The sequence below is a fragment of the Flavobacterium sp. 2 genome, from assembly GCF_049949195.1.
GTDB lineage: Bacteria > Bacteroidota > Bacteroidia > Flavobacteriales > Flavobacteriaceae > Flavobacterium.
On the sequence record NZ_CP188206.1, the window covers coordinates 4,449,423 to 4,469,422 of the forward strand.

A 20,000-nucleotide genomic window follows, 5' to 3' on the forward strand; every position below is an offset into this window, starting at 1 on the left:
AGGAATATTGTGACAATCTGAATCAATTAGTTTTGAACTATTTTAACCATTTTCGCAATGCTTCTTCTACAGTACCCCTAATAATAGGTTTTGAAATATAATCGTTCATTCCGGCCGCGATGCATTTGTTCTTTTCTTCTTTTTCTGCTCCGGCCGTTACCGCGATAATAGGAATGTTTTTACCAATTTCTGTAACCCTTATTGCTTTTGTAGCTTCGTAGCCGTTCATGATTGGCATTTGGATGTCCATAAAAACGAGATCAGGGTTTATATTTTCGATTTGTTTTACAGCTTCATAACCATTTTCACATTCAAAAATAATCGAATTCATGTTGATATTTTTGACAATCGTTTTCAAAAGAAGCATATTTACTTTATTGTCTTCTACAATCAGAATATTTATTTTTTCCATATTCGAATTATAGCTCAATGCATATTCAGGCTCAACTCCGTTTGAAAGCGCTTTTAGTTTTTCGCTTACTGTGTTTTGGCTGGTTTTAAGACTCAGATCAAAATAAAAAGTACTTCCTACGTCAATTTTGCTTTTAAGCTGAAGACGACTTTCCATTAAAGCCAATAACTGATTTGAGATGGTTAAACCTAAACCGGTTCCTCCAAATTTTCGGGTTGTTGAACTATCTTCTTGTGAAAAAGCTTTGAAAATTTTCTTCTGATTTTTTTCTAATATTCCAATTCCGGTATCAATAACTGAAAAACGAATAACATGAAAGTCATCACATTTTTTATCTAGTACAGAAACATTCAATTTTATGGAGCCTTCATTGGTAAATTTGATGGCATTTGATAAAAGATTGATCAAAATTTGTTTTAAACGTACAATATCCGTCCAAATGTATTTAGGCACATTTGGGTCGACATTCAGTTCAAGCAAAAGATTTTTTTGATTTGATTCATATATAATCAAGTCAAATATTTGTCCGAGTATTTTTTGAAGATCATATAAATCAATATAAAGCTCGAGTTTTCCTGCTTCAATTTTGGAGAAATCAAGGATGTCATTAATAATTTCAAGCAGCGAATGCGCCGACTGATTAATGGTTGTCATGTATTTTTCCTGAATTTCTTCAAGATTTGTTTTCATTAATAAGTGCGTAAATCCGATGATTCCGTTTAATGGAGTTCTGATTTCATGTGACATATTGGCTAAGAAATCAGATTTTGATTTATTTGCCGCTTCCGCAAGTTCTTTTGCTTTAATAGCATCTTCACTTTCTTTAATTTTTGCCTGATTTCTATGTCGGTCTAAAGCCGATGATATATTATTGGCTAATGTCTGATAGATGTAAATTTCATCATCTGTCCATTTTCTTTCTTTTGTACAATCGTCAAAACCGATAAAGCCAGAGAAAACATTATTTGAAAATAAAGGAAGAATCAAAATTGATTTTATATCATTTGTAACAAGCAAATTCTTGAAAAAGGTATCTTCAAGATTTTTTGTCAGTGTGCTTAAAACCCTTTTGCTTTGCGAATGAAAAATAATTTCCTTCAAATCTTCATCAGTAAATTTTTGAAGTTCTGTTATTTGATGAACAACTCCTTCTCTTGACCATTTATATTGTTGGCTAATGGTATTGGTTTCAAAATCTTTTTCATAGTAAAAAATATGATCCGCTTTTGAAGCTTTTCCAATAATATCATACGTTTCCTGAAACATTTTTTGAGGTCCTTTGCTTGAAAGAAACTTTTCTGTACAAAGCGCCATTGCCGAAAGTAAATCGGTTTTTAGTTCCAGTTTTTTCTCGGCTTTAAGCCTCATTTGTGAAGAAATTGCGAGCGAAATAACATCGGCTATCGTTCTGGCGTAGTTTATATCTTCATTGTCCCATTCTCTTTTTTCGCCTGTACTTTCAAAACAGGCAACTCCGGCCAATTGTCCATTTAAGAAAATCGGAACATCAAGCATTGACTTGATTTTGTTTTTGGTAAAATAAATTTTTTGAAACTCCGATGTTTCTAATTTATCAAAAACATCAGGCGCGTTTATTATGGCTTTGTTTTTTAGCGTTTCAAAATAAATAGGATACGATTCTTTATCAAGGACATTTTTATCGCTTAAGGATTGATTGTCCCGGCTAAATAAATTCTTGCAGGTGATGACATCATTTGAAAATTTCCAGAAACTTACCCGATTCGCTTTTGATACAATTGCTCCTTCTTTGATAATATAATCAATCACGGTTTGCATATTGTCGTAATCGCTAAAATTTGTTGTCGAAAGCTTTTTGGTTGAGTTGTTATAAGATTCGATTTTTTCTAAACGTCTCTTTTTCTCATTCTCAACATTTTTTAATTCGGTTATATCTCTTGCAATTCCTGCAAAACCGGTAGTAATTCCCAAGTCATTTTTGCGAACAATTACTTTTTGTGAAATCCATAATTCCTCACCGTTTTTCTTTAAAATCGGAATTTCGATTGTTGGATAATTCAGTTCATTTTTTTCCAGATTTTCATAAAAATCAACTGCATTCCCGATATAATCTTCATGAATAAAATTTGAATAATGCTGTAAAAGCACTTCATTTTCAGTATATCCTAAAATAGAATATCCAAACTCATTTATAAAAGTAAAATGACCTTCAATGCTTATTTCAAAAATAATATCGGTGGCGGTCTGTATAAGGTTTTTATATTGATCTTGAACTATAATTTGCTCTGTAACATCCTGGCCAATACTAATAATCAGGTCTTCTGAAAACTTTTTATCTTTCCATTGAATGTATTTGTATTCTCCGTTTTTGCTTTTTAGTTTTCGGATATACAGTTTGTTGTCAATATAATTTTTATAATAATTGTCTCTGTTGAATTCGGAATCTTCGGTAAGTTTCCAAAATTCAAGCGCCATAACTTCGTCTGGATGATAACCTAAAATTGAAGTAATGGTTTCACTACAGAATAATAATTCTCCATTATCATTTGTTGCAATGGTAAGCGAATTTCCTTTGTGTACAATTTCATTCGTAAACCTGTAATTGTCTTTATTGTTTTGCAAAACAGCAAATTTTACCTGATTTATGATAAAAATGACGATCGTAAAATCGATTAAAAGGACTGAGGATTTTATGGGAATTAATTGAAAAGCAACAGTGGTAAGCAGGAAAATAAAGGTAATTGCAACAAAAGACCAATATATTTTTATAGGTCTTAGAACGCTGTAAGAAAAGAAAAAAGAAATCAGAAAAGTAATTATTGGCAAAACATCACCTTCAAGATAAATAATATTTCGCGCTACATATGAAATGTAAAAAAAGAAAGAAACAATAAATATAGTCTGAATTCTATCGCGCAGGTATTTTATTTTGTCCGTAAGAAAATAGATTACTAAAACGCTAGAGCCTATAATCAGGTTGATGACCAGAAGACTTACCGGCCTTATTTTAAAAATTTCATTAATAATCTCGATTACAATAACAGCGATACCAAAAAACAGAATATAAAGCTGGTATTCTTTGGTAATTGTTTCATTTTCTTTCTTCTTCTGAATAAAGTAACCGATTTTCTTTTTAATTCTGAAAAACTGATACACCAAAATACCCAAAAAGCCAAAGAGGGAAAGCCCTAGAATAATGAGTTTAGGATTGTTGTAGAAAATGACATCGGAGCTAAAAACAAACCAATTTGTTATAGTTGATTTCAAAGAATTGCCAATGCAGGCAATTCCTGAAAACAATGTACTATAAAAACTGTAGTTTTCTACCATATGATTTGGGAATGTACGGTTTAATCAATAGCATTTTATGAATTTCTAAAAGAGTTGGCCAGACTCTGTTTTAATTAGAAAGACGTTTTATTATAAATCCGATTGACCAATTGTGTCAATTGAATCCTCTTCTTGTTCTTTGCTGAAAATTCCAAAATAAGCTGCATAAATTAAAGATGTGTTGAAAACCATTGTAAAAAGAAGCCCAACAACACAAGCAAAAACACCAATAATAGAACCCAAAATCCCAATAATAAATAATCCAAAAATGATTAACGGATTTTTAGTAACAAGTGTAATGCTTCCTTTAATTGCATCTAATGCTTTTAAATTTCCAAATATGATTAACGGAACCGTGAAATACATGAAAAAGTTGATGAAAATCGATATTGTAACTCCAATTAAAACAAAACCAGCACTTTCAAGTGTGTTTGCAATTGCATTATTAACCATGGTGATAATTAAAGTTGCAGTAAATAATTGGGCAAAATAAGGAGCTTTATAATAACTAAACATATTTGATACTTTAAATTCCTCGTCTTTATCAGCAGAATCAGCCATTTTGAAGAAGCCTGCGCCAAAAGGAGCGAAAAGTGCAGTTAAAAAAGAAACGCCAATTGTAGAAATCAACGCATCTGCTAAAGTTAATTTTGAAGGTTTTAGACTTTCTTCGATCACTTTAGCTGCATTTTCAAGACCATAAATATAGCCCAGAACTCCCAATGCCGCAATTCCGATTATAAATGAAAAAACCAGAATAATCAAAGCGGAATAAAGGGTTATTTTTTTAAAATTTTCTAAGGCATGGTCAAAAACCCTCGAAAAATCTATAGTGTAGCCATTATTTTTTATGTTTTCGATTTGAGCAAGAGTAGATTTCATTTTTATTATGGAATTGTTTGTACTTTTAGAATTTACGTTGATTATTGAAACGTAAATATAGTATTTTTAATCAATTACATATTATAATCTACAAAATTAACCAAGACATTTTTTATTTGCTTAAAGCCAGTCTAATAGTCGTTTAAGGGAAGTTAATTTATCTTTATATGGAGCATATCGCATTGGTAGATCGAGCCAGTTTGCTTTTTTTACGATAGCTTTATGATGTGAGAAAATATCAAAGCTTAGTTGGCCGTGATAAGCACCTATACCGCTGTGCCCAACACCGCCAAAAGGAAGTCTTTTATTCGAAAAATGAACAACTGTATCGTTGATGCATCCACCGCCGAAAGAATATGTTGTAATTAGTTTTTTAGCAAAACTTTTGTTTTCGCTAAAAACATAAAATGCTAAAGGTTTTTCATATTGATTGATTACATTTTCAATATCAGCTTCGTTTTCATAAACAAGAATAGGTAAAATAGGCCCAAAGATTTCTTCTCTCATTATAGGGCTATCTAATGCTGGTTCTTCAATTAAGGTAGGTGAGATGTATAATTTTTCAGCATCGGTTTCTCCTCCAAAAATTACTTTTTCGCGTTCAATCATACTGTCGAGACGTAACCAGTTTTTTGTATTTATAATGCGTGCAAAATCTGGAGACTTGTCTATTTTTTTTCCATATGCTTTTAATATTTCATCAATTAAAAAAGTGATGAAATTGACTTTCATATTTTTCTGAATTAAGATATAATCAGGAGCAATACAAGTTTGCCCGGCATTCATGAATTTTCCCCAGACGATTCGTTTTGCGGCCAGTTTTAAATTAGCAGTTTCGTCAATAATACACGGATTTTTGCCTCCTAATTCTAAAGTAACCGGTGTTAGATTCTCGGCCGCTGCTTTAGCAACAATTTTTCCGACCGAAACACTTCCTGTGAAAAATATATAATCCCAGCGTTTTGCCAGTAATTTATTTGAAATTTCGATACCTCCTTCAACAACTTCTACATGTTTGACATGAAAAGTTTTAGCAATGATTTTGGCAATTATAGCTGAAGTGTGAGGCGTAAGTTCCGAAGGCTTTAAAACAACTCTGTTTCCGGCAGCAACAGCGGAAATTAAGGGACAAAGTGCTAATTGAAAAGGATAATTCCACGGTGCAATAATTAAAACTTTTCCGTAAGGTTCTTTATAAATATAATCCGTGGAAGGGAAATTAAGAAGTGACGGAAAAATGTTTTTAGGTTTAGCCCAGGAATTAATGTTTTTGATGGTATCTTTTAATTCCGAAATAACATAATTTGTTTCGGTCAAAACAGCTTCAAATTCTGGCTTTTTAAAATCATCGTACAAAGCTTTTACAATTAAATCTTCGCTTTTTTGAATGTTATACAACAATTTTTTCAGCGTTTCTTTTCTGTATCCGATGTCGTTTTTGTAGTCCATTTTATGATTAGCTTGTTTTCTTTGACTATGCAAGTTAATCGATAATAATTAAAAAATTAACAATTATATCATAAAAAATCAAACGGCATTCCATATTGTCTCGTCTGGAACTGGCGCTATAATTGTGATGTTTTCTTTAGAAACGGGATGAACAAAAAACAGCTTTCTCGCGTGAAGATGAATTCCGCCGTCAGGATTGCTGCGGTCAGCGCCGTATTTTAAATCTCCTTTTATTGGAGAACCAATTGCCGACAACTGCGCTCTAATTTGATGATGACGTCCGGTATGAAGGTTAATTTCTAAAGCAGTATAATTTTGAAGCTCTTTGATGATTTTGTAGTCCAGACTTGCGAGTTTGCTGTCTGGAACTTCTTTTAAATGCGCTTTTGAAGTATTGTTTTTTTCGTTTCTTTTTAAATAGTGAACTAATTTGGCGCTAGCTTCCAATGGTTTGTTTTTTACAACCGCCCAATATGTTTTTTTAGTTTCACGATTGCTAAAAAGTTCGTTCATTCGAGATAAAGCCTTACTAGTTCTCGCAAAAACCACAATTCCGGTTGTAGGTCGATCCAAACGATGAATTACTCCCAAAAAAACATCGCCGGGTTTATTATATTTTGCTTTAATGTATTCTTTTACAACATCAGATAAAGGTTTGTCTCCCGTTTTGTCTCCCTGCACAATATCGCCCACACGCTTATTGACCACAATAATGTGATTGTCTTCATGCAAGATTTGGAGATTGTTTTTATCTGAAATAATTTTCATTTTAGACTTGCTTAGATTTTAGACTGACTTAGACTTCTTAGAATTTTTAGATTTATAATAGAGTTGCTCTAAATCTTGATGTCATTTTAGTTATTTCTTCCAACATGTTGATTAATTCAGATGTGTTTTCTTCATTCATAAAACCTAGATCCGATGAAATTAGAAGTTGTGTTTCAACTTCATAAGCTGATCCAATTGCAATTTCTAAAAATCTTGCAAAATCTTTATTTGAGTTTCTTGAAGAGCCTTCAGCTATATTTGAAGGAATTGAAACAGCCGCTCTCCTTAACTGATTGGTTATTCCAAATTTTTCTTCATTAGGAAAACTAGCTGTTATAGAATAAATTTTAGAACAAAATAATCTGCTTTTTTTCCAAATTAAAAGCTCTTTAAATTGATGCATTTTTTAAGATTATTTAGGTTTTTTGACTGACTTAGAGTTCTTAGATTTTTAATTTAGATTTGACATCGACTTAAGGTTTTTAGATTTAAAAAATAAAGCACAAGTCTAAGAAGTCTAATATCTAAGAAGTCTAAGAAGTCTAAGAAAGTCTAGAAATTAATATTGTTCACTAGCGTTAGGAAAATCTTTCGACTTCACATCAGCAGCATATTGACCGATTGCTTTTGTCATTAATTCGTATAAATTTAAGTAACGACGCAAGAAACGCGGACTAAATTCATTGTTCATACCTAACATATCGTGAATTACTAAAACCTGTCCATCAACACCTCCTCCGGCACCAATTCCGATAACAGGAATCGAAATACTGTCAGCCACTTTTTTAGCAAGATCAGCAGGTATTTTTTCTAAAACTACAGCAAAACAACCAATTTTTTCAAGCAGTTTAGCATCTTCAATTAGTTTTTCTGCTTCTTCCTCTTCTTTTGCTCTTACGCTGTAAGTTCCAAATTTATAGATAGACTGAGGCGTTAAACCCAAATGTCCCATAACTGGAATTCCAGCGTTTAATATTTTTTTGATAGATTCTTTAATTTCTTTTCCGCCTTCTAATTTCACTGCATGTCCGCCACTTTCTTTCATGATTCTGATAGAAGAACGCAAAGCTTCTTTTGGATCAGATTGATAACTTCCAAAAGGCAAATCCACTACAACTAAAGCTCTTTCGACAGCGCGAACTACAGATGAAGCATGATAAATCATCTGATCTAAAGTAATTGGCAAAGTTGTTTCGTGACCCGCCATTACATTTGAAGCAGAATCACCCACTAAAATCACATCAACACCAGCGGTATCAACAATTTTAGCCATTGTATAATCGTACGCGGTAAGCATAGAGATTTTTTCTCCATTGCTTTTCATTTCAATTAATGATTTGGTAGTGATTCTTTTATAATCTTTTTTAGCAACTGACATTATGAGTAAGTTTTAGTTTTTTTAATGATTTTAAAAGCAATTTATACTTTTAAAAAGTGATTTTTAGTTTGCAAAATTAAGTAATATATTCTAACAATCGGCCATATTTACCGCAATTGCCAATCCACCTTCAGAGGTTTCTTTGTATTTAGAATTCATATCTTTAGCAGTCTGCCACATGGTATCGATAACTTTATCTAATGGCACTTTTGCATTTTTTGAATCGGTTTCAAGAGCTAATTCGGCAGCATTTATGGCTTTTATTGCGCCCATTGTATTTCTTTCGATACACGGAATCTGAACCAAACCACCAATTGGATCGCAGGTTAAGCCTAAATGATGTTCCATTGCGATTTCAGCTGCCATTAAAACCTGAGCAGGAGTTCCGCCCATTAATTCACAAAGTGCCGCAGCCGCCATTGAAGACGAAACGCCAATTTCGGCCTGACAACCTCCCATTGCAGCTGAAATTGTAGAACCTTTTTTGAAGATACTTCCAATTTCTCCGGCAACCATCAAAAATTGTTTGATTTCTTTTTCGCCTGCATTATGGTTTTCGATTACCATATAATACATTAAAACAGCAGGAATTACACCAGCACTTCCGTTTGTTGGTGCAGTAACGACGCGTCCTAAAGAAGCATTTACTTCGTTAACAGCAAGTGCAAAACAGCTTACCCATTTTAATATTTGACGAAATTTAACTTCGGTTTTTCTGATTTCTTCCAACCAAGATTGTGGATCAGTATAATTTGAAAGACCAATTAAATTTTGATGCATATCAAAAGCTCTTCTGCGAACATGAAGTCCGCCCGGAAGAATTCCTTCAGAATGACAACCAATGTACATGCATTCCAGCATCGTATTCCAAATACGCATTAATTCGGAATGAATTTCATCTTCAGAACGCATTGACTTTTCATTTTCATATACAATTTCAGAAATTGATTTATTTTCTGAAACGGTATAATTCAAAAGCTCGACAGCGTTTTGAATCGGGAAAGGAAAAGCACACTTTATAACTTCTTTTATTTTGGCATTTTCTCGTTCTTCTTTAACAACAAAACCACCACCAATTGAATAAAAAGTCGATTCATATTCCGAATCATCATTTTTATAAGCAGTAAATTTCAAGCCATTAGCATGGAAAGGAAGAAAGTCTTTATTGAAAACAATATCCTGAAGAAAGTAAAATGGGATCGTATATTGATTTGCCAAAACGATTTCATTTTTGTTTTCGATCGTTTTAATAATTCCGGCAATATTATCAACCGGAATATATTCAGGATCTTGCCCGCTCAAGCCCAACATTACGGCCAAATCAGTAGCATGCCCTTTTCCAGTTAACGAAAGTGAGCCATATAAATCGACTTTTACGCGCTTGATCTGATCTAAAATAGATTCGTTTTTTAGCTCTTCTAAAAAACGTTCTGCGGCTCTCCAAGGACCCAAAGTATGTGAGGATGAAGGTCCAACACCAATTTTAAGCATATCAAAAACTGAGATACATTCTTCCATTGTTTCAATTTTGTTATTACAAAGATAATTGAATAATGCAATGATGATTCGCTTTTGATTGTTAATGTTGCATTTTTGTTAAAAAAGGTATTAAATATTAATAATTTGACAACAAAATAAATTTAATTGTTTAATATGCAGTTTGCGTAGAAAGTTAGCGTTTTTTCGGTATTTTTGTAAAGAGCCTTACACTAAAAACAGCTTAAATTGTTTGGTATAATTAAAAATTACTTCAAAGAATTTTTTTGAATTCTGAAAATGTCTTTTTGCGATTACAATACCACAAAGCATAAAATTAGATTATGATAGAATTTTTCCAGCATTTAATTCATGAATTAGAATTTCCTCTTGTTAAGCCAGTTCCTATTTTTTCGCTGATACTTTTAATAATTTTATTATGTCCAATTTTACTTAAAAAAATCAATATTCCCGGGATTATTGGTCTTATTATTTCTGGTGTTATTATTGGTCCTCATGGATTAAATATGCTTGCTAAAAGCTCTGCAGTCGATTTATTTTCAACAATAGGACTGTTATACATTATGTTTATTGCCGGACTTGAACTCGATATGAACGAATTCAAAGCCAATAGAAATAAAAGTTTATTATTTGGTTTCTTCACTTTTATTATACCGCTTGCAATTGGTTTTCCTGTCTGTTTTTACTTGCTGAAATATGATTTTAATGCCAGTTTTTTAACTGCAAGTATGTTTGCAACGCATACTTTGGTGGCATATCCAATCGTGAGCAAATTAGGAATTGCTAAAAATCAAGCAGTTGCAATTACCGTTGGAGGAACCATTTTGACGGATACTGCTGTTTTGATTATTCTGGCTGTTATTATGGGAAGCACCCAGGGAAGTTTAAACCAGGCCTTTTGGATAAAATTGACTGTTTCATTAGCGATTTTCTCGGCGATTATGTTTTTAGTAATTCCGAGAATAGCCAAATGGTTTTTCAAGAAATTGGAAAGTGAAAAACACGCACATTATATTTTTGTACTTTCAGTTGTTTTCTTTGCAGCTTTCTTAGCCGAAGTAGCAGGAGTAGAACCTATTATTGGCGCTTTCGTTGCTGGTTTAGCATTAAATCCTTTAATTCCGCATTCTTCTGCTTTGATGAATCGAATTGAATTTATTGGAAATTCATTATTTATTCCGTTTTTCCTGATTTCTGTTGGAATGCTGGTTGATGTAAGTGTAATTTTAAGCGGACCAACAGCATTAATTGTAGCAGCAACATTGAGTGTTGTGGCTATTTTTGGAAAGTGGACGGCAGCTTTTTTTACGCAGATTGTTTTTAGATATACTAAAACCGAAAGACAATTAATTTTCGGATTGAGCAGTGCACACGCCGCAGCAACTTTAGCCGTAATTTTAGTTGGTTTTAAGGCTAAAATTCTGGATGAAAATATCTTAAACGGAACTATTATTCTGATTTTGATTACTTGTATTGTGGCTTCGTTTGCTACGGAAAAAGCCGCTAAAAAAATTGCTATTTGCGAAGAAGAGATTTCGCATGAAGATGCCAGCCATGATCAAATTTTAGATGAACATATTTTAATTCCGCTGGCAAAAACTTCGGCGACGGCAAGTTTATTGGATTTTGCACTTTTGATTAAAGATAAAAAATCACCAAATCCGGTTACTTTATTAACGATTGTTCCGAATAATGATCAGGCCGAAAAGAATATTTTAAAGTACCGAAAAGCCGTAGATAAATTCGTTATTCAAGGTTCAGCTTCTGAAGTAAAAATAAATACAATTGCCAGAATTGATCATAATCCGGCGAGTGGAATTGCCAGAACTTCTAAAGAAATCATGTCGGATATCGTGATTATTGGCTGGCCTAAAAAGACGGGATTTTTAGATAAAATTTTTGGAGAAAATGTTGATTCTATTATTAATAACGTAGATAAAAGTTTATTCATCTGCCGATTTCCAACTAATTTTATAGAAGAAAAGAGACTCGTTTTTGTTTGTCCGCCATTTTCTGAAAGAGGAATTGGTTTTCATCTTTTATTGCAAAAAATCTGTAGATTATCTCAGGAATTGAGCATTTCAATCGTAATTTATGCCGATTACAAAACGCATCAAGCCATTCAGGGAATTGCAAATAACTTAAGATTAAATGCAAAATTCGGATTTAAAAGCGTGATCGAATGGGATAATTTCGAATCGATTTCAGATGAAATGAAACCAACTGATTTAATTGTCTTCAATTTATCGAGAAAAGGCTCCGTTTCCTATCAATCCATTTTTGAAAGACTTCCGCAGAAATTTGAGAAGTCCTTTGGAGACAATAATATCATTTTGGTTTATCCGCAAGATGACCGAAAAGAAAGTGCTATGGATGCTTATGAAGATTTTACCGCAACACCTTTAACAAAAGGGCTTGAAGCGATTGAACAGATTGGTAGAGGTTTGGGAAGTATTTTGAAGAAAGGATAAAAAACATCAATAAAATGGATCATAACATAAAATCAATTCGTCCCTTTATTGGTGCCAAAAATTTCGAAATATCAAGAAGTTTTTATCGTGATTTAGGATTTGAGGAAATTGTTTTAGAATCCAATTTTTCTGTTTTTAAAAGTGGAGAAATTGCTTTTTATCTGCAAGATTATTATGCAAAAGAATGGATCGAAAATACCATGATTTTTCTTGAAGTTGATGATACTGAAAGATATTACAACGAGCTTTTAGCATTAAATCTTCCCGAAAAATACGAAGGTGTAAAACTAACTCCGGTAAGATATTTAGATTGGGGAAGTGAATGTTTTCTTCACGATCCATCTGGAGTTTTATGGCATTTTGGGAAATTTAAATAATTATCTCAAACCAAAATTCCCCAAAACTCGCGTAGTATTTTTGCGCTGATACCAGTCATTATAAACCAGTTCCAGGTTTTTCACATCAAATTCTCCAAAATCATAATCACGAAATTTATCGGCGATTTCGATTAATTTCTTAGGATCATGAAGCGGTTCCTGAAAGCGCATAACCGTTGCATGTGCTGTCGAAATCGTATATCGGCTGTCAATTGTTTGGAGTAAATCAGATTTTTTAAAGTTTTCACGAAGTTTATTTCTGAAATTATTCAAAGTTTCATCAGTTGGAAAACCTTGAATCATTAGGGCAGAAGATGAAGCTGTAATACCTTTAAAATGAATTTTAATTTTATCTGCATCAACCATGCTTTTGCAGATTAACTGAATGTAATCATTTGGCGCAATCTGATTTAGTTGAAATTCCTCTGAACAGGAAATAATCGACATAACCGTAATATGAATATCTGAATCAGGATAATAATATTGCTCAGGTTCGGCTTTTTTTAATTCATTGATGAAAAGCTGTATATTCTCTTTTATTTCTTCACTTGGACGAATTAATAGCGTTATTCCAAAACGGGAATCAGCTTCGTTTTTAATTTCGGTATCAATCGAATATTTTCCTGCTGAAATCGCTTCAGAAGATGTTTTATAAAGTTGGTTGTAATGTTCGGTTAAATTCATTTTAAAATTATTCCGCTTCAAAAATTGATTTTAAAAGCTGTTGTAAATCTTGTTTGTTGTTTTCTCCGCTGCCTTTCCATTTACCAATAATCATTCCGTTTCTATCAATCAAAACTTTATGCGGAATGCCATTGACGAAATAATCTTTGTCAATTGTACTTTGGTTTTCTAAAATAGAAATATGTTTCCAGGATTCAATTTTTTCTTTTGCAATGGCATTTTTCCAAAGATCTGATTTTTCATCTTTGGTAATACTAATAATTTCTAAACCTTGCTGTTTGTATTTTTTATATAATTCTTTCACATATGGCAATTCTTCTCGGCAAGGAGCACACCAACTAGCCCAAAAATCAATTAAGATGTATTTTTTTCCTTTATAATCACTGAGAGAAATAGTTTTGTTGTCAATATCTTTTAAGCTAAAACTTGGAGCATTGCTTCCCACTTTGCTTTGTTTAAAATACTTTAATTTCTCGGTCATTTCTTTTCCTTCTTCTGAATTTTTAATTTCAGGAGTAAAATTTTGGAAAACATCTACGAAAGTGTCATAAAAATTCATTCCGACAAATCGACCTACCGAAATTCTAATTAAATGTAATGCTTTTGGTGAATTAGGATGTTTTCGGGCAAAATCAAAATCAAGTTTTAATTCATTAATACCATTTTGATCCAATGTATTCCATAATGTATCTAGGCGCAATGTAAGCTGGTTTCGTTTGAGTGAATCTTTTTCAGTTTCGATTTTTAAACCTACTTCTTTCATTAATTTTGAAATAGAATCGTGAACTACTTTTGTTGGTTTATGCAATTCCAGAATTTCTTTTTCTATTGCAACTTCATTTTGAGCGATAATAAAATGGCTTGAAAATAATGAAAAGGCAAAAAAGAAAAAGTGTAGTTTTTTCATAGATAAAAATTTGATTCGGCTTTAAATATTTAACCGAATATTAGAAACATAGCTGAAGATAAAATTATTTCTTTTTCGTTTTCTCAAGATTTTCTTTCACTCTAAATTTTACAATTTTAGTGATTAAATCATATGGCATTTTATCTTTTAAGGGAAACTGAACAGAACCTTTTCCCGATTTGTATTTTGAAAGTGCATCTTTAAATTCTTCATGTCCGCTTGGCAAAGCATAAAGTCCGATATGATTTTTAAAGGCCGCAAAGTAAACTACAATTCCGTTTTGTTCAAAAGCGGGCATCGAATAACTGATTTTTTCCTTCGCATCAGGCGCCGCTTTCTGAATTGTCATTCTTACTTTTTCCAAAATCTCCTGAACATCATTTGGGAATCCACCGATGTATTCGTCAATGTTTTTGGGCTTTTTAACTTCCATGTTGCTTTGTTTAAGGTTTCACGTTTCATGTTTCAAGTTACTGCTGAAAACTTGAAACATGAAACAAAAATAACTTGAAACTGAAATTAAGCCAATCCTTTCGGAAATCGGTCTAAAACTAAATTGAGCTGTAATTTATGTTCCAAATACGCTTTTGCACCGGCTAAAACTAAAGTAAAGCCTTCAGTTGAATTACGAACCTGATCAATTATTTTATCTGAATCTCCTTTTAAGCCTGAATTTGTAATGCTTACAAAAGTTTCATTTTCGTTTAAAGGGGTGAAAATCCATTCCACTAAAGTCGTTTCGTCGGGATTTCCCCATTCGATAACAATCTTTTTATTTTGCTGCAAAACGTGCGTTGTAACCGAAAGCGAAAAACCATACATTTCCCAAGTCCATTCCGTTTTCTCGCCTTCTTCTAATTTTCCGGAACCCTTTGTAAACCAAAATTTATTTGTAATCTCCGGGTCAATAAAAGCCTGAAAAACTTCTGAAACAGGTTTTCTAATCAGCATTTCGGCTTTTGCAAATTTGTTGTTTTCTGTTTTCATGGTTTATGTCTAAAATGTGCGTTGTAAAATAGAGGCAAATACTTCAAAAAAAAACGAAAAATCAAAACATTTTTTTTTGAAGCCCTAATTTAAGAAAGAAATTCCAATTACCAGAAATAAAAAATCCACACAAGTTTTAACTTGTATGGATTTCAAATTCTAAATTGATTATTCTCTTATTGTAGTCTTGTCGTGAAGTGCAATTTCGGCGATTTCATCTTTGCGTTTGAAACTCACACCCTGATGTTGTTGCATGTATTTTATTAAATCATTTGTGGCTTTTACCATTTGTGGAGTTCCTCCAATGCGGTCGTGAAAACTAATTGACATTTGGCGTCGTTGTGTTTCACTTTCGGCGTATAATTGGTCAAATTCCATTTTCGCTTGTTGGAAAAATTGATCTGATGAAAAGTTTTTCCCTTCAATCAGAACTATGTCGTTGCATCTGATTGTGTATGGAACTACTGCAAAATCTTTATTTTTTACCTGAATGATAAAAGGTTCATCATGGCTAAGATCATCGATATGATATTTGAAACCAAGTTCTTGTAAAATATTGAGTGTGTTTTGTCCTCGGCGCAGCCAGTTGGCATTATAACCAACAGGAGAAAAACCAGTGACTTTTTTTATAGCATCAATACCATCTTTTATGAACTTTTTTTCTTCTTCATACAGCATTGTATATTGCGTGCTCCAGCTCATTCCGTGCGCGGCGGCTTCGTGGCCTCTTTGTACAATCTCTTTTGCCAGTTCCGGATTTTTTAAAACAGCGGTTCCAACCATGTGTGAAGTTACTTTTACGCCAAGTTTATCCCAATTGTCCAGCATACGTGGAATTCCTTCTTTATATCCGTATTCATACCAGGTAGAAGCTGGTAGATCAATAAACCCTTTTTGCATGTTTTGAGGAAAAGGACTTTCGGCATTTTGCGGTTGTCCTCCGGCTTCAAACTGCATAGAGATTGAAACCACTAATCTTGAACCGTCTGCCCATTTCGCTTTTTTAGAAGAAAAAGCAGGAGCGTTTTTTGAAACTTCAGAAAATGTTTCAATAGGATTCATCATGCCAACCATTCCTATTATTCCGGTTTGTTTAATAAAATTTCTTCTTGAACTCATAACGCTTATTTTTTAATTAATGTATCAATGGCCCAACTGTTATCATTTATAAAATGTAATAGTAAAGCAAAAAAAGCAATGTGAATTAGTTGTGACGGTATGGCTTCCCAGTTTTCAATCATTGAGGTGCCAAATAATAAAATTAGCATAATAACAGCTCCGGCAATTAAAGATGGTTTTGTAAATAAACCTAGTAATAATAAAACGCCAATTGAAAATTCTGCTACGGGTAAGATGTAACTAAAAGGAGTCACAAGAATTTTTGGCAGCATAGAATTTTCAAAACTGTTGGTCATCCAGTTACTAAAAGTTTCCAGTTTTGGTAGTCGTACTAATCCATGTCCAAACATGCTGATTGCTATTGCAATGCGTAATAATAAAAAAGAAGTTGTTTCCATATTGTTGTAATTTTATACTACAAAGTTGAGAAGATCTACTTTTTTAAATTTGTACAATCATTGGAATATTTTGTACTTTTGAAAGATGGAAATTAGAAATTTATATCATCCATTTGAACTTCAGTTTTTAGAAGTTTTAGAATATGAAGCGAAAGAGCGCAAAAACACTTTCTTTGAAATGGTTTTTGTATTGGAAGGAAAAGGAATTCAGATCATAAATGATCATCGATTACCTTACAGTAGTGATAAGTTATTTTTGATTTTTCCTGAAGATACTCACAGTTTTGAAGTTACTGAGAAAACGAAATTTTTCTTTATTAGATTTCATAACAGTTATCTTAAAACTCAAAGCAGCGAATGGATTCAAAAACTTGAATTTATTTTTCACAATCATAATCATTTGCCGGGATGTATATTAAAGACAGTGACAGACAAGCCATTAATAAGAGCAATGATCGAAGCTCTTATTAGAGAAGAAAAAAGTCGTGATCCGCAGCAACAAGAAGTAATAAAACAAATTCTAAATACTATAATAACCATTGCTGCCAGAAATATTTCGCTTGTGGCGAATATAAATTTTGAGCAGACCAGCACGATGCAAAATTTAGATTTATTACATTATGTTCATCAGAATATCTATCGGCCAGATCAATTGAAATCTTCGAAAATGGCAACAGCTTTTAATGTTTCACCAACGTATATAAGCGAGTATTTTAAAACGAAAATAGGACAGAATATACAAGAATATAGTATCGCATATAAAATTAAACTGATTGAAACCCGATTAAAATTTACCAATATGCGTATTAATGAAATCGTGTACGAATTTGGTTTTAGTGATGCAAGCCATCTGAATCGATTATTTAAGAAATATACAGGACTAAACCCGAGTGCGTATAAAAAGCAGTTTAAAAACTTATAATCTGAAACACATTAAACTTCTTCTTTATTTATCCATTTCCCAACAGTTGGAGGGCTATAATTTTTCATTTTTTCCAATAAATCCGGAATATTATCGCTTACCAAAAGCATTTGCTGATTAACATCTTTAAGAAGGCCTTTTTCGACCATATTTTTTGTTAACTCAATTAATGAATCGTAGAATCCGTTTATGTTTAGAATTGCGATTGGTTTTTTATGAAGTCCTAGCTGTGCCCAAGTCAGCATTTCAAAAAGCTCTTCCAGTGTTCCAAAACCGCCGGGAAGCGCAATTACACCATCGCATAAATCATTCATTTTGGTTTTTCGTTCGTGCATGCTTTCCACTACAATTAGTTCGGTTAAGCCTAAATGTTCGATTTCTTTTGATCGTAGAAAATTTGGAAGAACGCCAATTACAGTTCCGTTTTCGCTCAATGCACCATCTGCGACAGCGCCCATTAAGCCGACATTTGCACCACCATAAATCAATCCAATATTTTCCTTTGCTAAAGTTTTTCCGAGCAATTCTGCCTGTTCTCTAAATATTTCATCGGTTCCAAAACTGGATCCGCAAAAAACGGTTATATTTTTCATTTTTATTTTTTTATTCTGTAAACAAAATTATGACGCGAAGGTTCGTTATAATAAGCAACATTGATTTCGTCTATTTTTTTGGCACCTAATTTTTCTATTGCTTTTTGCGAACGGTAATTTTCTGCCCCAATATGGAACTGAACGTTATCAACAAACTGAAAAGCATAATCGAGCATTATTTTTTTTACTTGTGCATTAAAACCAGTTCCCCAGAAATTTCTGCCGTAAAAAGTATAACCTATAAAAACGCTTTTATTTTCAGGTTCGTAATCGTAAAATCGTGTACTTCCGGCAATTTCATTTGAGGTTTTGTCCAAAATGACAAAAGCGCCTTTGCTTTCCATCGCTCCTTCAAAAAAGTTTTGGAACACTTCTCTTTCATAGCGATTTTTATTCGGATGTTGTTCCCAAACTAAAGGATCTGAAGCGACTTTATAAAGCGCTTCAAAATGATTTTCTTGCAACGGAATCAATTTTAAGATTTCGTTTTCGAGAAAATCAGGCTGTAAATTGAAATTATTTGTTGACATAATTTTTGGTTTTTAGTTTTTTGGAAAGATTAGTCGCAAAGTTTGTCATTTCGACGAAGGAGAAATCTTCGCGAGTATTTCAGCAAAGGGAGTCAATCTTTGTCGAGTTTCTTGTGAAGATTTCTCCTTCGTCGAAATGACAATATTATCAATAATACTTATAAGAAAATCAAATTCGTTTAATCTGAACACACGAAACACTTTCCATCTTAATCTCTTTTCCGGCCTTTTTTAGAAGACCCGTTTTTGGATTTCTTTTAAAAACAACCACATTTCCGGTATTAACATTCGAAGCAATTAAAAACTTTCCGCTTTCATCAATAGCAAAAACTCTTGGATGTTTTCCTAAAGTTGATTGATAACCAATATTTTTCAGAAATCCATTTTCATCAATTGTAAAAATGGCAATATTGTTTTCTTTTCCTCTGTTGGTCGCATACAGAAATTTTCCGTCTGGAGAAATATGAATGTCTGAACTTTCAAATCCTTCTTTTATTTTGTCCGGATGCGTGGCGATACGCTGAATTTTGTTTAAAACACCATTTTCATAATGATAAACGCTTATTTGGCCCGCCATTTCTTCAATGCAATAACCAAATTTCTGATTCGGATGAAAAGTAAAATGTCTTGGTCCGGCTTCTAAATCGGTTTTAGTGAAAGGATTTTTGGTTTCAATCAATGGTTTTTTCTGATTTTCATCAAAGGCATAACAACGGATTTTATCGGCACCTAAATCGGGTAAAAACAAATAATCAAACTGAGGTGAAAATACAGCCGAATGTACATGCGAACGAGTTTGTCTTTCTTTATGCGTGCTTCCGTCCATATATTGAAAATTTTGTGCAATCGAGTCGATTTTTCCGTTTTCTAAAATCGGAAAAACAGAAACACTTCCTTCAGTATAATTGGCATTGGCAATCCATTTCCCGCTTTTATGAACCGTAACATAAACCGGATTTTCGCCACCACTTCTTTGGCTGTTTAGGAAAGTCAGACTTTTATTTTCGGGATTAAATTCAAAACTGCTGACGCTTCCTGCATTTGGCGTTTTCGTATCTGTGCAGGCGTAAACATATTTCCCATTTGGGGAAACAGTCAAATAGGAAGGATTTATAATGTTTTTTGCTGATGCTACTTTTGATAATTTTCCGTTTATGGTATCCAGTTGATAAATCTGTATTGCTTCAGCTGATTTATCACGATTATAAGAACCCAGAAAAACATAGGTATTTTGTGCAAATAGGTTAAAAGTTGCCAGAAAAATAATGGCAAAAAGGTTAGTTTTTAGTTTCAATTTTTATTTTTTTTGATATTAGT

19 protein-coding genes are annotated in these 20,000 nt (G+C 32.8%); 3 read left to right on the forward strand and 16 right to left on the reverse strand.

All coding sequences use genetic code 11. The features are described from left to right. Positions 1–37: 37 nt before the first annotated feature. The 7 genes from ACNFIH_RS19410 to ACNFIH_RS19440 all read right to left on the reverse strand — a co-directional run bounded on the left by ACNFIH_RS19410 (position 38) and on the right by ACNFIH_RS19440 (position 9,716). Positions 38–3,721 (reverse strand): response regulator, encoded by a 3,684-nt coding sequence (locus tag ACNFIH_RS19410; RefSeq protein WP_426484395.1) that lies wholly within the window; start codon positions 3,719–3,721, stop codon positions 38–40. Positions 3,722–3,811: 90 nt separating this feature from the next. Then, on the reverse strand, positions 3,812–4,603 hold the full coding sequence (locus tag ACNFIH_RS19415) for a hypothetical protein (protein WP_426484396.1): 792 nt from the start codon (positions 4,601–4,603) through the stop codon (positions 3,812–3,814). Positions 4,604–4,723: 120 nt separating this feature from the next. Beyond that, complete coding sequence (locus ACNFIH_RS19420; protein WP_426484397.1) at positions 4,724–6,052, reverse strand: aldehyde dehydrogenase; 1,329 nt, start codon at positions 6,050–6,052, stop codon at positions 4,724–4,726. Positions 6,053–6,130: 78 nt separating this feature from the next. Next, positions 6,131–6,820, reverse strand: coding sequence for an RluA family pseudouridine synthase (locus ACNFIH_RS19425; RefSeq protein WP_426484398.1), 690 nt, complete (start codon positions 6,818–6,820; stop codon positions 6,131–6,133). Between the two features lie 52 nt (positions 6,821–6,872). Continuing rightward, positions 6,873–7,223: a four helix bundle protein gene (locus ACNFIH_RS19430; protein ID WP_426484399.1), complete on the reverse strand. Its 351-nt coding sequence runs from the start codon at positions 7,221–7,223 to the stop codon at positions 6,873–6,875. A 156-nt stretch (positions 7,224–7,379) separates the two neighbouring features. Next, entirely contained in the window at positions 7,380–8,198 is an 819-nt protein-coding gene (gene panB, locus ACNFIH_RS19435) for a 3-methyl-2-oxobutanoate hydroxymethyltransferase (protein ID WP_426484400.1), read from the reverse strand. Between the two features lie 90 nt (positions 8,199–8,288). Beyond that, positions 8,289–9,716: an L-serine ammonia-lyase gene (locus ACNFIH_RS19440; RefSeq protein ID WP_426484401.1), complete on the reverse strand. Its 1,428-nt coding sequence runs from the start codon at positions 9,714–9,716 to the stop codon at positions 8,289–8,291. 302 nt (positions 9,717–10,018) lie between these two features. On the opposite strand from ACNFIH_RS19440, the gene ACNFIH_RS19445 reads away from it, so the two are divergent. Further along, positions 10,019–12,166 carry a cation:proton antiporter gene (locus ACNFIH_RS19445; RefSeq protein WP_426484402.1) on the forward strand — a complete coding sequence of 716 codons (2,148 nt, stop codon included), beginning with the start codon at positions 10,019–10,021 and terminating at the stop codon, positions 12,164–12,166. Positions 12,167–12,180: 14 nt separating this feature from the next. Beyond that, positions 12,181–12,543, forward strand: a complete 363-nt coding sequence (locus ACNFIH_RS19450; RefSeq protein ID WP_426484403.1) for a glyoxalase — start codon at positions 12,181–12,183, stop codon at positions 12,541–12,543. On the opposite strand, the gene ACNFIH_RS19455 is transcribed toward ACNFIH_RS19450, so the two are convergent. The 6 genes from ACNFIH_RS19455 to ACNFIH_RS19480 all read right to left on the reverse strand — a co-directional run bounded on the left by ACNFIH_RS19455 (position 12,544) and on the right by ACNFIH_RS19480 (position 16,638). Then, positions 12,544–13,227, reverse strand: coding sequence for a 2'-5' RNA ligase family protein (locus tag ACNFIH_RS19455; protein WP_426484404.1), 684 nt, complete (start codon positions 13,225–13,227; stop codon positions 12,544–12,546). A gap of 7 nt (positions 13,228–13,234) precedes the next feature. Further along, a complete protein-coding gene (locus tag ACNFIH_RS19460) occupies positions 13,235–14,134 on the reverse strand; it encodes a TlpA family protein disulfide reductase (RefSeq protein WP_426484405.1) in 900 nt (299 codons plus the stop codon). Between the two features lie 64 nt (positions 14,135–14,198). Continuing rightward, positions 14,199–14,567, reverse strand: coding sequence for an iron chaperone (locus tag ACNFIH_RS19465; protein WP_426484406.1), 369 nt, complete (start codon positions 14,565–14,567; stop codon positions 14,199–14,201). An 86-nt stretch (positions 14,568–14,653) separates the two neighbouring features. Beyond that, positions 14,654–15,121: an SRPBCC family protein gene (locus ACNFIH_RS19470; RefSeq protein WP_035647147.1), complete on the reverse strand. Its 468-nt coding sequence runs from the start codon at positions 15,119–15,121 to the stop codon at positions 14,654–14,656. Positions 15,122–15,289: 168 nt separating this feature from the next. Further along, positions 15,290–16,240 carry a polysaccharide deacetylase family protein gene (locus ACNFIH_RS19475; RefSeq protein ID WP_426484407.1) on the reverse strand — a complete coding sequence of 317 codons (951 nt, stop codon included), beginning with the start codon at positions 16,238–16,240 and terminating at the stop codon, positions 15,290–15,292. Positions 16,241–16,245: 5 nt separating this feature from the next. Next, entirely contained in the window at positions 16,246–16,638 is a 393-nt protein-coding gene (locus ACNFIH_RS19480) for a DoxX family protein (RefSeq protein ID WP_035647146.1), read from the reverse strand. Positions 16,639–16,723: 85 nt separating this feature from the next. Between ACNFIH_RS19480 and ACNFIH_RS19485 the strand changes: the two genes are divergently transcribed. Continuing rightward, positions 16,724–17,560, forward strand: a complete 837-nt coding sequence (locus ACNFIH_RS19485) for a helix-turn-helix domain-containing protein (protein WP_426484408.1) — start codon at positions 16,724–16,726, stop codon at positions 17,558–17,560. 11 nt (positions 17,561–17,571) lie between these two features. Here ACNFIH_RS19485 and ACNFIH_RS19490 read toward each other — a convergent pair whose 3' ends face one another. From ACNFIH_RS19490 to ACNFIH_RS19500, 3 genes are all read right to left on the reverse strand, one after another. Further along, entirely contained in the window at positions 17,572–18,153 is a 582-nt protein-coding gene (locus ACNFIH_RS19490) for a TIGR00730 family Rossman fold protein (RefSeq protein ID WP_426484409.1), read from the reverse strand. 2 nt (positions 18,154–18,155) lie between these two features. After that, positions 18,156–18,683: a GNAT family N-acetyltransferase gene (locus ACNFIH_RS19495; protein WP_426484410.1), complete on the reverse strand. Its 528-nt coding sequence runs from the start codon at positions 18,681–18,683 to the stop codon at positions 18,156–18,158. A gap of 169 nt (positions 18,684–18,852) precedes the next feature. Continuing rightward, entirely contained in the window at positions 18,853–19,977 is a 1,125-nt protein-coding gene (locus ACNFIH_RS19500) for a lactonase family protein (RefSeq protein WP_426484411.1), read from the reverse strand. Positions 19,978–20,000 lie beyond the last annotated feature (23 nt).